Origin of the sequence: Parapedobacter sp. 2B3 (assembly GCF_041925275.1) — a bacterium.
GTDB lineage: Bacteria > Bacteroidota > Bacteroidia > Sphingobacteriales > Sphingobacteriaceae > Parapedobacter > Parapedobacter pyrenivorans_A.
The window spans coordinates 283,977-298,790 of the sequence record NZ_JBHEUZ010000003.1; the positions used below are offsets into that span (position 1 = coordinate 283,977).

Consider the following 14,814-nt stretch of genomic DNA (forward strand, 5'->3'; position numbering starts at 1 on the left):
ATCTGCAAAACAGCTTATGAGACATGTCGTTCTTTCAAATTAGCGTCGGGTACGTCAATCAATTTCCATTACCTGCCGCTGTTTCTTCGACTTGAATTTCTTCGGAACGGAAGCAATGATTTCCTTTTCGAGCGCATCGATAGCCACCTTCTTCAGGAAATTCCGCGTGGTTACCAAACTGATTTCCCGTACCGGCTCAGGTGCTTTGAAATACCGTACGCGGGCCAAGTGGTCCTCGTCGAAATCAGCCACGCTCAGCTCGGGCAAGATGGTGGCACCCGAGTTGCTATCCACCATCCGTTTCAGCGTTTCCACGCTACCTGTATTGTATTCAAAAGTGCCGTGTGGGTCCATGCTCCGTTTCCGCTGGCAGATGTTGAGCACCTGCCCGCGCATGCAATGCCCTTCGGTAAGCAGCCACAGCTTATCGCTCAATACATCCTCTGCGGTCACTTCGCGCTTATCCACCAGTGTACTTTTTGCCGAAAGGTAGGCAACAAAGGGTTCGTAAAAAAGGGGGCGCTCTGCCAGTGATTGGTCATACACCGGGGTAGACAGTACGCCGCAGTCCAGCAGCCCCAGCTTCAGTTGTTCAACAATCTTATCGGTGGTATACTCCCATATCTGCAACTGCAGCTTCGGGAATTTCTGCATGAAACTGCCCAGTACGCGCGGTAGCAGGTACGGTGCAATGGTGGGGATTACCCCGATACGCAGTTCACCTTCCAATTCTCCTTTTTTAAGTTGTACCAGCTCGCTGATCTTGCGGCTTTCGGTAAGCACGATACGGGCCTGCTTCACGATTTCCACCCCCAACTCGGTAGGTACGATGGGTTGCCGACTCCTGTTAAAAATACGGGCACCGATTGATTCTTCCAGCTTCTGTATCTGCATACTCAGTGTGGGTTGGGTTACACAGCATTTTTCTGCCGCTGCCACAAAACTCCGGTACGTATCTACGGCCACAATATATTCCAGTTGTACGAGTGTCATCTTTTTGCTAAATTGAAGCAAAGGTAAGAAAAGTCGTACTTACCCCCTCAATTTGTCATTAATACCCCTAGCGTTCTCTCATCTTATTCGATAACTTTATCCAGGAAACCCCACTGGTGGGTAAACGGCAAAGAAACTAGCGGAAGAAAGTATCGATTAACTTTTTAAATACAGAAACATGGACAACCCCATAGCACAGACGCTGGCAATCGTCATCCCTGCTTACCGCATGCATAGCCAACTCTTCAACAATATGCTTGCTGATCTCCGCGAAAGCGATGCGCAGAAACGGATTGAAGACAGAACCAACCACTTTACATGGATGGTGGGCAATCTGGTCAATTGTAGATACTGGTTGGCCGAAGTATTAAACATACCCGAGAAGGACCCCAATGAGGTGCTTTTCAAGGATGCGAAAGCACTGGATTCGACATTGACGTACCCTTCGCTTGCTGGACTAAAAGAGCAATGGCACAAGATTTCTCCGTTACTGTACCGAAAGCTCCTAACGATTGATGAACCCGAACTTAACCAAGCACATCCGTTCGGAATGGACACGCCCTATGTAGAGGAAAACAAACGCAATATGGTGGGCATGGGCCTTGACCGGGAAAGCTACCTTTTCGGACAATTGGGCCTCATGCGGAAGGTGTTGGGTTATGAAGGCGTGCGATACGATTTGGACGACCGATTGGCTTATTAGATTAGACCAACCGTTTCCAGCGAAACGCAAAAAAGCCGCCCAATTTGAGCGGCCTTTCGTACCTGGAGCGGGAATCGAACCCGCACTCCTTTAACGGGAACAGGATTTTAAGTCCTGCGTGTCTACCAGTTCCACCATCCAGGCAACATGGCTGTGTAAGAGACCGCAAACTTAGATAAATTCACATTTATATGCAATATAATTATGCTGAATTTGCGGCCGCCCCCAACTGCACCAGCATCTAGCTCAATTCGGCACCCACGCGTTCCAGCAACCGCTTGGTGGCTTTGATTCCTTCTTCCTCGCTTAGCTCACTTCCCTCGTACTCGATGCCGATATGCCCGCGATAACCGGCGTCCTTGACAATCTGGAGCATTTTCCGGTAATCGATATGGGCCTCATCGCCTTTCTCATCAAAAACATTCGCTTTCGCGCTTACACCTTTGGCAAACGGCATCAGGTCTTTCACGCCCTGGTAACGGTCATATTCGTAGAAGTTCCCGAAATCGGGTAAACTGCCGCAGTTGGTTTTGCCCACACCCTGCAATACGGCACTTAGCCAATCGCCATGCGACGATATGCCCCCATGGTTTTCCACGATTACGCTGATGCTATGCTGTGCGGCAAACTCGCTCAACCGGCCCAGGCCGTCGATAGCCGCAGCTTTCACCTCTTCGGGCGTGCCTTTCCCGGCAGCATTTACGCGGATGGCATGGCATCCCAAAAACTTCGCCGCTTCCACCCATTTGTAATGGTTTTCCACTGCTTGGGTACGCTCCTTATCGTCGGTCGACCCCAGTGGTCCTTCGCCATCGATCATGATGAGCACATTCGTTACGCCGTAATCCTTGGCACGTTGATTCAAATCGGCCAAATAAGTGGTATCCTTGGCTTTATCTTTGAAAAACTGGTTTACATATTCAACCGCATGGATACCGAACGTTTCCGCGGCGGTCTTCGGAAAATCGAGGTTATCCAGTTTCCCACCAAACAACGTTTTGTGCAACGACCACTCCGCCAGGGAAATATCGAAGAATAGTTGCTTGCCCGTTGGATTGGCCAACTGCCTGCCCAGCGCAGGCAGTACGGATAGGCCCAAAGCACCCACCCCAAGATGTTTCAAAAATGATCTTCTATCTGTCATATCGTTAAAGTTAGTATACACACGTCAAATATTTGCCCATCCGCTGGCAAGCACATCTACCAGGTGCATGGTCTTTACGGACAAGTTATGCTTATCAATATACGCCTGCAGATGCAACAAGCATGAGGAGTCTGTGGAAATGATGAAATCCGCCTCCATCTCCAGTGCATGATGCACCTTCTGCTCGGCCATGGCACTCGATATCGCATCGAATTTAACGGCAAACGTACCACCAAACCCGCAGCAGGTATCGGTATGCCGCATCTCCACCAGTTCCAACCCACCAACATTGCCCAGCAACTGCCGCGGTTCGTCCTTGATGCGGCATTCACGCAATCCCGAGCAGGAGTCGTGATAAACCGCCCGCCCTTCCAATTCAGCTCCAAAGTAGTCCTTTTTCAATACATTCACAAGAAAATCGGAGAGCTCGTGGATATTCCCTTGGATAGCACGGCAACGGTTGTGTACCATGGTGTTCGTAAACAGGTCATTATACGCATTTTTCACCATGCCCGTGCACGATGCCGAGGGCGAAACGATAACGCGGTCATCCGAAAAATCATGCAGGAACTTCGTACCGATCTCTTTGGCCTCATCCCAAAAACCGGCATTGTAAGCGGGCTGCCCACAGCAGGTTTGTTGCGGATTGTATGCGACCGTGCACCCGGCTTTTTCCAATACCTTTACGGTATGGAAGGCCGTTTCGGGAAATAGCTGATCGATGAAACAGGGAATGAACAATTCAACGTTCATGCGGCAGTAGCTTTCTTTAACATCAACATCCTAAACAATAGCACCAACCCCAACACAAAAAATAGGCCTAAACTCAATGCTGAATAGCGGATATTACGGGTAACCTGCTCGATGAGGGCAAACGAAAACAGCCCGATGACGATGGCAACCTTCTCCGTGACATCGTAGAAGCTGAAAAAAGAAGCGGTGTCGGTTTCATCGGCCGGCAACAGCTTGGAATAGGTGGAGCGCGAAAGTGACTGTATGCCCCCCATCACCAACCCAACCAACGCGGCCAACACGTAGAACTGGATTTCATGTTGGATGTAATACGCCGAGATGCATATCCCGATCCATACGCACACCACCAACATGAGCACCCGCACGTTGCCGATAAAACGTGCCAGCAACGACATCAGGTAGGCACCGCCTATCGCCACCAGTTGGATCAGCAAGATGGTGGCAATCAGTTTGGGGGCGCCTAAGTGCAATACTTTTTCGCCAAAGGCCGCTGCCACGATCATCACGGTTTGCACGCCCATGGCATAGAAGAAAAAGGCAGGAAGGAAACGCTTGATTTCCGGTATCTCCCGCAGCCGCATCCACACCTCCCGCAGTTCGGCAAACCCCTTGCGCAGCACATGCCGGGTCACGCGCCCATTATTCCGCATGTCTTTCGGCAGCTTTACAAAAGGTATCTGGGCAAACCCGATCCACCACAGGCCAACCAGCAAAAACGACAGCCGGGGTGCGAAACTGGGATCGGTAATACCAAACCACTCGGGCTTGAGTATAAACACAAAGCAGATGATCTGGATGGTAACACACCCCACATAGCCGTAGGCAAACCCTTGCGCACTCACCCGGTCTTGCTGGTCTACGGTGGCGATCTGCGGCAGGTACGAGTTGTTGAACAGCACCCCGCCTACATAGCCCATGGCTGCCAGCGTAAAGCAGATGATCCCCCACTCCAGCGTTTCCAGCTTGAAGAAAAACAGCCCCATGCAGGCAATCCCCCCAAGGTAGGTAAACGCCATCATGAACATTTTTTTATTGCCCTTGAAATCGGCCACCGACGACAGTATGGGCAGCAACAACGCCATGATGAGGTATGCTACCGACAGCGCGAAACTGGATAACGCCGTATTAACCACTTCAATACCAAAAAAAGTGACGCGGTCGCCAAAGGCTTCGGTATACGTGATGGCGGTATAGTAAGCCGGGAATATCGTCGATGTGATGACCAGGTTATAAGCTGAGTTGGCCCAATCAAACATGGCCCACGCGCGTATGGTGGGTTTATCGTTTTTAAGTATTGTCATTCTTACGTTGAGCAGGCTAAGATAGGAAATAAAAAAACTTCTAATCGGTTAAGTAAATCGTTTTCCGCTGCGTTGCCGATTGCATAGCAGCCTCGAGGATTTCCACCGTGGTCATGTTGACAGACAACCCATACAAATCGGATTTAGGCAAGACCAACGAACCATCGACAACCGCAGCCAAGACAGAAAACGGATCATTGAACGGTGCTGCCCTCGTGTCAAGTTTTCGCGTTTCCTCCATATTGTTTTCCCGGAAACGGTAACGGAGGGTCGTCGCATCGACGGCAATCGCGTAGCCATCCGTTCCATAAACCTCCATGTCTTTCCTGGAAAATGGCCAATTCCACGAGGCTTGGATGACACATTGCGCGTCGGGATATTGGAGGACAATGGTCGCTTCGTCGTCTACGTCCCGGTAGGTTTCCGGTTTGTTTTGATGAACGACAGCGGTTACCGAAATGGGTCTCGCTCCATCCATCAACCAAGTCATCAAGTTGGCGCCATAACACCCAAAATCGACCAAGGCACCGGCCCCGTTCTTTTGAGGATCGGTGAGTATTTCCAAAAACTCATTGCTCACACCGATTTCTTTTGGCCCTTGATGCCCATCATTGACCATCACTTTCCGTACCGCACCTAGTCGGCCGCCCTCGAGCATCGATTTGATTGCTTGATTGCTTTCATACCAGGAGGTTTCGAAATTCGTTAACACATGAATATGGTGTTGGGTTGCCAACTGCGTTATTTCTTTCGCATCGGCAAAGGTCGTCGCCAATGGCTTTTCGACCATTACATGAATCTTACGGGGTGCACATGCCCGTACCACCTCCACATGCTCGCTGATGGCACCAAACGCGCATACCGCATCGGGCTTCAACGCATCCAGCATTTCCGACAGATCGGTAAAGAAAATTGCATTGTCAATATCGTATCGCCGTGCATATCGTTCAATTAATTCGGGGTTGGTTTCATAAATCCCGACCAAATGAACATCGTTCTTGTCCTTTCTATTGAAAATCCAATCGACGTGTCCGTGGCTTAATCCGGCTATGGCCAACCGCAAGGGCGCCTGGGCAATGGATTCATGGACGAATGCCATGAACATAATGGCTAAGAAAATGGATTTCATCTGTTTGTACTTTTTATTTCCGGTATCCGATTCATCAACGGGCCTACATGTCCTCAAAAATAACAATTCCATCGTTCGCGCGCAGGCGATTTGTCGCATTTTTACAATGACAGGCTTCCTATAATTTGGAAATTTGCCCAAAAGCATATCCAATGATAATTCAGGCCTGCCGCTGGCAAGCATCACCAACACATAACATGTACCCATCGAATGAAAAAGGCCCGCTTTCTGATTATCGTCGTGGTTGCCCTGGCTTTCTTTGGCTGGCAATTGTTTGCCACTTTCGGAGAAAGCGGCTTATCTGAAAAAGAAAAAGCAACGCTCAAGACGGAAAGTGTGAAATGTACGGCCATCCTCACGGCCGTCGAACGAACGGGAACCACTGTAAACAACATCCACCAATACGCATGTTCGTTCGACATCAAAATGGATTCAGCCCAAAATTTCCCCTACCGGGAAAAAAAACTCATAGACCCCATCTACATGTCTAGCATCCAAATCGGTATGTCCATTCCTGCATACGTGTCCCGCGACAAGAAGGACATCTGGGTGGTATGGGAAGATGTGGGCGTTAAGGATGCCTTTTAACCAGCCTAATGAGACAGTTTATCCTACTTATTCTCACGGCGTCCCCTACACTATCGATGGCGCAGGAAGGTATGCCTATTGTGCACGAATTTTTCTTGGCGTTAAAACAGGCCATCCACCAACAAGACACCGCACGGTTGCAACAATTGGTGTTCCCATTTAAAGACGACGTCGAAGATATGCAGATGGGCATCATCGAAAACATGCTCCATGGCGACCCACAACAGCGGGGCGACGGTGCATTCTCGACGTACGCACTTGACACACTGATTGCCCACCACCTAACCGAAGTGAAACCCATACCCAACGGGCTATATACGCAACTATCGGGTGATCGGTTTTTCGGCCCACTCCTCAGCGGTTACAAGCAGCAGTATATTTGGGTCATGGATTTTCATGACGTGCACATCATCCTGCTCGAAAAACGCAGTCGGCTCCAGTTACTATTCTGGGAAAACCTAAATAATCTCCTCAACCCGGGATTGCGGCGATAGCACCTAAAATACCTATTTTTAGGTATTTAGCCGCGGCGTTATTTTCGCTACTTTTGGACAACTAACAATTACCGGCAATGATCAACGCTTGCTATCTACCCTCGCCAGCGCTAAGCGATTACGTTTCGTGGTACCTCCTTTCCAATGACACGAATACGTATGCACATTGGCAGGAGGCCGCGGTCATGCCCAACGGACTGTCTGCATTGGTATTTTCCTATGGTGCGCCTTTTCAATACGTCACGGGGCTAGATAGTTATCGGGCAATCAATACCATTTCCATTCTTGGGCCGCACACCAAGCCCTGCCAAAATAGATGGAAGGATCCGATCTCCATGTTTATTATCGTTTTCAAACCCTTGGGGCTATACAAACTATTGGGCGGCAACATGTTTGCATTGAAGAACGAAGTGGTCGATCTGGCTGACTACCCGTTTCCCGAATCCTCTTGGGTGTGCGATGAACTGGCGCAGTCGTCCAGCACCACCGCCAAAATCGAATTGGTCGAAGATTGGCTAAAGCACCACCTCTCCGGGGATACCTGCCGTTATTCACTGACAGCGTATGTCCTGAAGTATATCATTGAGCATCTCGGAAGCGTATGCATTGAAGACATTGTAAAGAAGCTAAACGTAAACAGACGCTACCTCGAACGCCAATTCAACCGGCAGTTGGGCATGTCTCCAAAAGACTACGCCGAAACCATCCGGTTTTCTTACATTACTTCCAAATTGGCGAAGCTACAAGAGATAGACTGGCCAGAGCTCACCTATTTAGGCAAGTTCTATGACCAATCCCATTTCATTAAGCATTTCAAGAAGCACAGCAACATCTCTCCCGGCGAATTTCGCGGAATCATTACGCAATCCGAAGAAACGAAATTCGCAAGCCAAATTAATATTTTCAATACCCATCACCATACCGATCACAACCACGGTAAATACATCACATTAGTGGATAAGATGTGGCTGGTCTGAGGCCCCGGCGAATTTCTGTCGTACTTTTACAATGGGCAGTCCATATATATGCGTTATTTCGTCCTTAGAGATAACGGCCATTGCCCGCCATGGCAACTGGTTTGGACCGACAACTTCGCTATGGAAAAAAAATACAATCAACGTACAACGCGGCATTTTCACGGGACTTTTTTATGGATGGGTATAAGTCTCCTACTTTGCCTATCGACGGCCTATGCCCAGACCATTCATTTCGTCAAGTGGGATGCTGCCGGCCTCAACGATGGCAGCACATGGACAGACGCCTACACCAGCCTGCAACCTGCGTTGGATGCAGCTTCCGAAGGTGACCAGATCTGGGTGGCACGGGGCACCTATCTTCCCGAACAGGCTCCCGATCCCACCTCCACCAACATCCGTGACCGGACATTCGTATTGAAGCAAGGTGTGAAACTTTTCGGTGGCTTCCAGGGAAACGAACCTACTGGCACGGGCCTTCATAGCCGTAATTTCGTTGCCTATGAAACCATATTGAACGGCAAACTCAACGATACCGACTACGCTTATCACGTGGTAGTCGCCGCAGGTGAGTTGGACGGCACGGAGTTAGACGGATTCACCGTTACCCAGGGCCGCGCCAATGGCACCGGCTATACCACCGTCAACTCGTTTCGAATTGATCAAAATGGCGGCGGCGGGGTATATATCCGTGGCAATGGACTGGCACTCCGATACGTCAATATCAGTGAGAACATGGCATCTATGGGAGCAGGTATCTATAATGACGGCAGCGCATTCTCCCTATATTATAGCCGCGTTGTCGCCAATCAATCTTCGGCAAACGGCGGTGGCATTTACAACTACTCCGCATCCCCGCAGTTCGTCAATTGCCATATTACCAACAACCTATCTTCAGGCCGCGGCGGTGGGGTCTACAGTATTTATAGCGGTGTTCCTAAATTCGCCAATACCTTGATTTACTTCAATAGCGCGGCAGAAGGCGGGGGATTAGCCGCTATTGGCAGTAATCCGACGTTAATCAATGTCACGGTTGCAGATAACGGTACTTTCGGGAGCGGCGGCAGTGCCTTGTATTTGGAAAACGGTGCCCAACCCATCGTAACCAACAGCATTGTACATAGCAACGGTACAGCAACCAACAGCCTGTTGGCCGATGGTAGCGACAGCTACGCGACGTTTAGCTATTCGCTGGTCGAAGGTGCCGGCGGAAGCGCGTCGTGGAACGGTGATTTCGGCATGGATGGGGGCAACAACATAGACGGCGATCCGCTGTTCGTTGACATGGCGGGAGACGATCTCCGTATTGCTGCTGGAAGTGCGGCAATCGATGCCGGGGACAATAGGCGGGTGCCCGATTATGGTGGCAGGCAATTGCATGCCCACGATGTTCCCCGCTACGAAACCACGCACGAAATCGCGCGGATCTCCGGCATGCAAGTGGATATGGGAGCCTACGAGTACCAGCATCCGTTCGCTTTATCGCCAGATGCGAACGGAATCCTCTATGTAGATGAGACGCCATCCCCTACAAGCAACTTCACCGGGGACAGTTGGGAAAATGCCTATCCAAGCCTTGGATTTGCCTTGAACGATGCACCGCCTTCCGTTGCCGAAATATGGGTAGCGGCAGGCACGTATAAGCCGACGCACTACCTCAGCGGAGCCTATTCAGACCCGGAATTTCCAACCACTGCTTTCCTGCTCAAACCCGATCTCCGGTTGATCGGTGGATTCAGTGGCGATGAACCCGCCGATTACGATTTATCGCTGCGTAACTTCACTGAAAACGAAACCATCCTCAGTGGCGACCGATACGTACTTGGCCACCATGAAGACGACAATTACCACGTGGTGGTCGCCGCGGGCGACGTGGGTGATGCGGCCGTGGATGGATTTACCATTATGCATGGGCATTCAAGGCACGGCGGTATCGAAGATGTCGGTGGTGCGGGCGTCCCGTTGAACAAAGGCGGAGGGATGTCCATTGTAGATAGCAGTCCAACCCTCGTCAACCTCACGTTCAAGGAAAACCGGTCGGTCGGGTCGGGAGGTGCACTGTATATCAGCAATGGCAGTCCCACCATCACCAAGTGTATATTCAGTTCGAACCAAACGGCTGCCTCGGGCGGCGCGGTCGCGTTGGAAAACGGAAGCCAACCGGAATTTGCTCTCTGCGAATTTGGCATGAACGAAGCGGGGGCAAACGGCGGCGCAATGGCCAGCCTCAACAGTACGCCCACCATCAGACAGAGCCTTTTCGCCACCAATGAGGCGGTTGGTACAGGTGCCGATGACGGCTACGGCGGCGGTGTATACATCACCGGCTACACCGGCGTGGACAAACCATTGGAATACAATCATTTTTCCAACAATTCAGCCAAAATGGGTGGAGCCATCGCGCTGGTTACCACCGCAGACGTCCGGATCGTGAATACCAAGATTACCGGAAACTATGCCGAGAAGTCCGGTGGCGGAATTGTTGGCATCAATTCCAGGAGCCTGGACGTGGTAAATGTCGAAATCACGAAAAACAGGGCGATGGAGAACGGCGGGGCCGTATATGGTGATGACCTCACAGGCTGCGCATTTTTTAATACAACCATTGCAGACAATGCGGCGGCATCGGCAAATGCGCTTTATGCCCTAAACGGGGCACACCTGCAACTACTGAATACGATCATCAGCGACGGCGCAGATGGCATATACCGCGACGAAGCGACCGGCGCAACTATCATGTACTTTACCAGCACGATCGAAGGAAGTGGCGGCACGGACAGTTGGAATGATGCCATCGGGGAACGCATAGGGGATATTCTGGATGCCGACCCCCTGTTTACTGACCGCACGGCCGGCAACTATACGTTGGCTGCGGGAAGCCCGTCCATCAATAAGGGTTATGGGCCCTATTATACCGTCAATGCCGCGGGGCCCGATGTGGACCTACTGGGCAATCCGCGGTTTGCCGATGCGGTAATTGATATGGGCGCGTATGAGCGGCAACGGCGGAAGCAATACCTTCAAATCGCGCCGGAGTATGTCCTTGGTTCCTCCCTGGTCACGACGTATGGCGAACCCGGCTTCTCGCCGGCAATAGCGGTGGATGCCGATGGCCTTCCAACGGGAAACACCGTGCATTACCATATCGATCCCTCGGTTGATGTCGCCACCATTACCCCGGAGGGGCTTATACGTTCCCTGCGGTCGGGTGAGGGCGTGGTTACGATTTCAATCGAAGGGGATCCCGAAGCCGAGGTGGACGGCTTCGACCCCATGGATTCGGACTTCTCGTTCATTGTCTTGAAACGCAACTTGACGATATACGTCAATCCAATCGTTAAATACTATGGCCAGGCATTGGATGCCGAAACAACCGTCTTTAGCACTATCGGATTGGCAAATTCAGATGAGGTAACGCAGATCACGGTGGCCAGTGCAGGGCTTGCGGCCGATGCGTCTGTACCCGGAAGCCCCTACGCCGCTGTGCTTTCAGGCGCCTTGGGCACCAACCTGGATAGTTACAACATCACGTACGCTACCGATGGGATCGTGACCGTGTATAAAGCGGACGTGTGGATTACGGCTTTGGATGTGACTAAACAGTATGATGGTGTCCCCTTTGCTGGTGGCGACGGTATCCGTGTCCAAGGCTTGCTGAACGGCGAAGACGAATCTGTGCTCGATGTTTCCAGGCTGTCCTACAGTGGGGACGCGCAAGGGGCTACGGACGTTGGCACGTACAGCCTGATCCCCCAAGGCGTCAACGCTGCAAACTACAACATCAATTACCAAACAGTCGGCACGCTGACGATTGAGAAAGCAAACATCACAGGCATCGACTTTATCGATGAGACGTTTGTCTATGATGGAAGTGAAAAGCTATTGGCCCTCAGCGGTACGCTGCCCCACGGAACTTCCGTGAGCTACACCAACAATGGCCGTACAGCCGTCGGTGACCAGGTAGTTACGGCCGAAATCGATGGCGGAAGGAATTACAACTCTTCCACACGCCAGGCAACACTAACCATATTACCTCCCGAAATAACGGGCATCACCTTTGAGGATGCCTCGTTTATGTACGATGGCTCGGAAAAAAAACTAGCCATCACCGGATCACTCCCCGAAGGATTTACGGTTTCTTATTCCAACAACGGCCGGACGGATGCGGGAAGTCAGGAGGTCACCGCACATTTCAACGGACCAGGTGTTGTTGACCTCCTGATGACCGCATCGCTCACGATTGAAAAAGCAACGCTTACGGCCATTACTTTTGACGACCGGACATATACCTATGACGGGAGCGAAAAAACAATGTTCCTGACAGGGTCGTTGCCAACCGGGGTATCGGTGGTATACACCGGCAATACGCGGAGGGATGCCGGCACACAGACGGCCGCAGCAACGATCGACGGTGGCACCAATTATGAAAACCAGGAACTGACGGCCACGCTGACCATTGAAAAGGCTACGATAACCGGGATAACTTTCGGCGACGCCACGTTTATATACGATGGAACGGTGCATTCCATCGGTATCTCGGGGACGCTGCCTCCGGGAGCCATCGTAAACTACGACGGCAATATGCGCACCGAAACAGGCAGCCAGGTAGCTACCGCTGCCATTGACGGGGGCACCAACTATGAAAATCTCACGCTTACCGCTACGATAACGGTATCCCTCCAGTTGGATTACGAGGTAACGTTTAACGATGGATCGTTCGTATACGACGGCGCGGAGAAAACACTGACGGTATCCGGCACGCTGCCACCGGGTACTTCGGTGAATTATTTGGATAACGGCCGTACCGATGCGGGTAGCCAGACCGTGACTGCTTCCATCAGTGGTGCCACCGGTTACCGGGATTTGATACTCACCGCCACACTTACAATTGCCAAAGCGGTGCGTAGCATCGATTTTCCATCCCTGCCGGAGATGACCTATGGCGACGAGCCCCATACGATACAGGCGACCGCCAGCAGCGGTGAGGATATCGCCTGGTCCAGCAGCGACGAGTCCGTCGCTCACGTCAAAGACGGCAAACTCGCCATCGTAGGCGCAGGCGGCGCCACCATCACGGCGTCCGTACCGGAAAACCCCAACTACAGCAACACACCCGAAGCATCCCAGCGGCTGACGGTAGCGAAGGCTACGCAAACGGTCACCCTCCATGCTCCCGCCACCGTGAACCGCGATGCGGGCACCATCACCCTAGATGTATCTGCGTCCAGCGGGTTGCCCGTGGCTTTGTCCGTAGACGATAGCTTCGTAGCACGGCTGATGGTAGCCGACCAGCTCGAAATCCTCCGCCTTGGCACCGTCCGCGTCACCGCCACACAACCCGGCGACGCCAACCACGAAGCAGCTGAGCCGGTCGCCGCAACCATCCGCGTTATCGACCCCACCAGCGACCTCCCCGTACGCGTACACCCCGTCGTGTCGCCCAATGGCGACGGCATCAACGACTTCCTCATCATCGAAGGTATCAAGGACTACGCCGATAACCGGTTCTACATCGTCAGCAAGAACGGCACCGAAGTCGCCGAGATCTTTGGCTATGACAATGAGCATGCCCGTTTCAACGGAACCGGATCTGGGGGAAGCCGCCTGCCCGCCGGCACCTATTACTATGTATTGGAACTCCGAGAAGGTGGACAATGGAAATACAAGAAGGGGTATTTCATCTTGCGGTATTAGGTTTGAAATATGAGACAATAGATTTGAGATATGAGACACCATACATACGGAAACAGCATGAAAACGGTAATCACGGCCTCCCTAGTGGCCTTCGTGTCCGCCGTTGATGCCCAACAGGCCATCACCTACACCAACTACCACAGCGTCCCCACCCCGCTCAACCATGCGGCGAGCCTCATACAGGGAACCGATGAAATCCAGTTCACCGGACGCCGGCAGTGGGTCGGTCTAGAAGGTGCTCCCCAAGCCCTCTGGGGCAGTGGACACATCGCCCTAAAGCACCTGGGCGCAGCGGCGGGCTTATCCCTCCACCACCAAAATGTCGCCGTGGAGAACTATTCCGAAGCGTCCGCCTTCTTCGCTAAATCCGTACGCATCTCCGAATCGGAGTACCTCGGCCTGTCCCTGTCGGCGGGCGTATCCTTCTACGATGGCAACTTCGCCCGGCTGGACCCCGCAGATCCGGCCTTCCGCGACGATATCCGCGCGACCGATTTCCTCACTGGATTCGGTATCGTGTTGTATCGCCCTGAACGCTACTACGTGGGTCTGTCGTTGCCCCGGCTCGCCCTTTCCGCGCTCGGCGACGGCGGACAGGGACGCCAGTACAACCCCAGCAAGCAGTACCACCTCACCGCGGCGGGCGTATTCGCCATCAGTAATGACTTCCATGCCAAACCTGCCCTGCTCGTTACCTATGCGGCAAGCATGCGCCCCCAAGCCGAAATCGGTGTGTTGCTCTATGTTAAGCGGGTCTTCGGTATCGGCCTCAACCTGCGCACCTACGGCGACATGGCAGGTATGGCCCGCATCAACGTTGAGGGGCTTTCCCTTGGCTATGGCTACCAATTCAATACCCGCTCCCAGATCGGCAAGCGCAACCTTGAAAATGCTACGCACGAAATCGGTATCGCCTATCGGTTTGGCGAGGGAAAACGATCATTACTATAGTGCTGCAAGATTTAATCGAGTAGGAGGAAAATAGAATAGTTTTCCTCCTATTCTATTTTCCGACCTCTCACACCACCCGGCATACCGTTC

General features: G+C 52.1%; 11 protein-coding genes and 1 tRNA gene. 6 read left to right on the forward strand and 6 right to left on the reverse strand.

Annotated elements, in window-relative coordinates:
* Positions 1 to 54 precede the first annotated feature (54 nt).
* Positions 55 to 993, reverse strand: coding sequence for a LysR substrate-binding domain-containing protein (locus ACEVG1_RS05785; RefSeq protein WP_374742632.1), 939 nt, complete (start codon positions 991 to 993; stop codon positions 55 to 57).
* 178 nt (positions 994 to 1,171) lie between these two features.
* Here ACEVG1_RS05785 and ACEVG1_RS05790 point away from each other — a divergent pair, with 178 nt between their 5' ends.
* A complete protein-coding gene (locus tag ACEVG1_RS05790; protein ID WP_374742633.1) occupies positions 1,172 to 1,696 on the forward strand; it encodes a DinB family protein in 525 nt (174 codons plus the stop codon).
* A 59-nt stretch (positions 1,697 to 1,755) separates the two neighbouring features.
* Here ACEVG1_RS05790 and ACEVG1_RS05795 read toward each other — a convergent pair.
* The 5 genes from ACEVG1_RS05795 to ACEVG1_RS05815 form a co-directional block, all read right to left on the reverse strand.
* Positions 1,756 to 1,840: transfer RNA gene (locus ACEVG1_RS05795), tRNA-Leu, on the reverse strand.
* A 97-nt stretch (positions 1,841 to 1,937) separates the two neighbouring features.
* Positions 1,938 to 2,840, reverse strand: a complete 903-nt coding sequence (locus tag ACEVG1_RS05800; RefSeq protein WP_374742634.1) for a sugar phosphate isomerase/epimerase family protein — start codon at positions 2,838 to 2,840, stop codon at positions 1,938 to 1,940.
* 24 nt (positions 2,841 to 2,864) lie between these two features.
* Positions 2,865 to 3,593 carry a (Fe-S)-binding protein gene (locus tag ACEVG1_RS05805; RefSeq protein ID WP_374742635.1) on the reverse strand — a complete coding sequence of 243 codons (729 nt, stop codon included), beginning with the start codon at positions 3,591 to 3,593 and terminating at the stop codon, positions 2,865 to 2,867.
* The gene (locus ACEVG1_RS05810) at positions 3,590 to 4,894 is read right to left on the reverse strand and encodes an MFS transporter (RefSeq protein WP_374742636.1); all 1,305 of its coding nucleotides are present in this window, start codon (positions 4,892 to 4,894) and stop codon (positions 3,590 to 3,592) included. Before ACEVG1_RS05810 ends, ACEVG1_RS05805 begins: the two co-directional genes overlap by 4 nt.
* Before the next feature lie 40 nt (positions 4,895 to 4,934).
* A complete protein-coding gene (locus ACEVG1_RS05815; RefSeq protein WP_374742637.1) occupies positions 4,935 to 6,023 on the reverse strand; it encodes a Gfo/Idh/MocA family protein in 1,089 nt (362 codons plus the stop codon).
* Positions 6,024 to 6,233: 210 nt separating this feature from the next.
* Between ACEVG1_RS05815 and ACEVG1_RS05820 the strand changes: the two genes are divergently transcribed.
* The 5 genes from ACEVG1_RS05820 (at position 6,234) to ACEVG1_RS05840 (ending at position 14,724) form a co-directional block, all read left to right on the forward strand.
* Positions 6,234 to 6,611 carry a hypothetical protein gene (locus ACEVG1_RS05820; RefSeq protein WP_374742638.1) on the forward strand — a complete coding sequence of 126 codons (378 nt, stop codon included), beginning with the start codon at positions 6,234 to 6,236 and terminating at the stop codon, positions 6,609 to 6,611.
* An 8-nt stretch (positions 6,612 to 6,619) separates the two neighbouring features.
* Positions 6,620 to 7,105, forward strand: coding sequence for a hypothetical protein (locus ACEVG1_RS05825; protein WP_374742639.1), 486 nt, complete (start codon positions 6,620 to 6,622; stop codon positions 7,103 to 7,105).
* A gap of 77 nt (positions 7,106 to 7,182) precedes the next feature.
* Positions 7,183 to 8,082 carry a DUF6597 domain-containing transcriptional factor gene (locus ACEVG1_RS05830; protein WP_374742640.1) on the forward strand — a complete coding sequence of 300 codons (900 nt, stop codon included), beginning with the start codon at positions 7,183 to 7,185 and terminating at the stop codon, positions 8,080 to 8,082.
* 177 nt (positions 8,083 to 8,259) lie between these two features.
* Entirely contained in the window at positions 8,260 to 13,773 is a 5,514-nt protein-coding gene (locus ACEVG1_RS05835) for a gliding motility-associated C-terminal domain-containing protein (RefSeq protein WP_374742641.1), read from the forward strand.
* Positions 13,774 to 13,803: 30 nt separating this feature from the next.
* The gene (locus tag ACEVG1_RS05840; protein WP_374742643.1) at positions 13,804 to 14,724 is read left to right on the forward strand and encodes a PorP/SprF family type IX secretion system membrane protein; all 921 of its coding nucleotides are present in this window, start codon (positions 13,804 to 13,806) and stop codon (positions 14,722 to 14,724) included.
* Positions 14,725 to 14,814: the final 90 nt, after the last annotated feature.

Excerpts from the sequence above, each read along its gene's own strand:
- ACEVG1_RS05810 (WP_374742636.1), bottom strand. The coding sequence starts at position 4,894 with ATGACAATACTTAAAAACGATAAACCCACCATACGCGCGTGGGCCATG.
- ACEVG1_RS05805 (WP_374742635.1), bottom strand. The coding sequence starts at position 3,593 with ATGAACGTTGAATTGTTCATTCCCTGTTTCATCGATCAGCTATTTCCC.
- ACEVG1_RS05830 (WP_374742640.1), top strand. The coding sequence starts at position 7,183 with ATGATCAACGCTTGCTATCTACCCTCGCCAGCGCTAAGCGATTACGTT.
- ACEVG1_RS05825 (WP_374742639.1), top strand. The coding sequence starts at position 6,620 with ATGAGACAGTTTATCCTACTTATTCTCACGGCGTCCCCTACACTATCG.
- ACEVG1_RS05835 (WP_374742641.1), top strand. The coding sequence starts at position 8,260 with ATGGGTATAAGTCTCCTACTTTGCCTATCGACGGCCTATGCCCAGACC.
- ACEVG1_RS05840 (WP_374742643.1), top strand. The coding sequence starts at position 13,804 with ATGAGACACCATACATACGGAAACAGCATGAAAACGGTAATCACGGCC.
- ACEVG1_RS05820 (WP_374742638.1), top strand. The coding sequence starts at position 6,234 with ATGAAAAAGGCCCGCTTTCTGATTATCGTCGTGGTTGCCCTGGCTTTC.
- ACEVG1_RS05800 (WP_374742634.1), bottom strand. The coding sequence starts at position 2,840 with ATGACAGATAGAAGATCATTTTTGAAACATCTTGGGGTGGGTGCTTTG.
- ACEVG1_RS05815 (WP_374742637.1), bottom strand. The coding sequence starts at position 6,023 with ATGAAATCCATTTTCTTAGCCATTATGTTCATGGCATTCGTCCATGAA.
- ACEVG1_RS05785 (WP_374742632.1), bottom strand. The coding sequence starts at position 993 with ATGACACTCGTACAACTGGAATATATTGTGGCCGTAGATACGTACCGG.
- ACEVG1_RS05790 (WP_374742633.1), top strand. The coding sequence starts at position 1,172 with ATGGACAACCCCATAGCACAGACGCTGGCAATCGTCATCCCTGCTTAC.